Annotated in this window: 1 tRNA gene; it reads right to left on the bottom strand. The window is 38.8% G+C overall.

What is annotated here, in order from left to right:
* Positions 1-200 precede the first annotated feature (200 nt).
* Positions 201-274: transfer RNA gene (locus A994_RS12760), tRNA-Ala, on the bottom strand.
* Positions 275-376: the final 102 nt, after the last annotated feature.

The following is a 376-nucleotide window of genomic DNA, read 5'->3' as shown; positions in this document are numbered from 1 at the left end:
ATTACAAACTAAGCATTTTTTAAAATATTACATTATAACTGCTATTCTAATCAGTTAATGCCAGTAGGGTTACTTATGCACGGATATACATTGACAAACACAAATTCTCATTTGCATTGTCTTATCCCTTCACTAGCTATCACTCAGTGATACTAGCTGCACGTACAAATTAATTTCTTATGAATATGAAAAATGAGGTATGGACCCACCGGGATTTGAACCCGGGGCCTCCGCCTTGCAAGGGCGGCGCTCTCCCAGTCTGAGCTACGGGCCCACATTATAAAGATGTTGGTACAAGAATACCATATTTGGTAGATATGATTTGGTGTTTAGCTGCACACGAAAGATAAGGATAAGGATACACAATATCTCCAAA

It is taken from the genome of Methanobacterium formicicum DSM 3637 (assembly GCF_000302455.1).
Lineage (GTDB): Archaea > Methanobacteriota > Methanobacteria > Methanobacteriales > Methanobacteriaceae > Methanobacterium > Methanobacterium formicicum_A.
The sequence above is the reverse complement of the archived record's forward strand: the minus strand, read 5'-3'. Positions and strand labels throughout refer to the sequence as shown.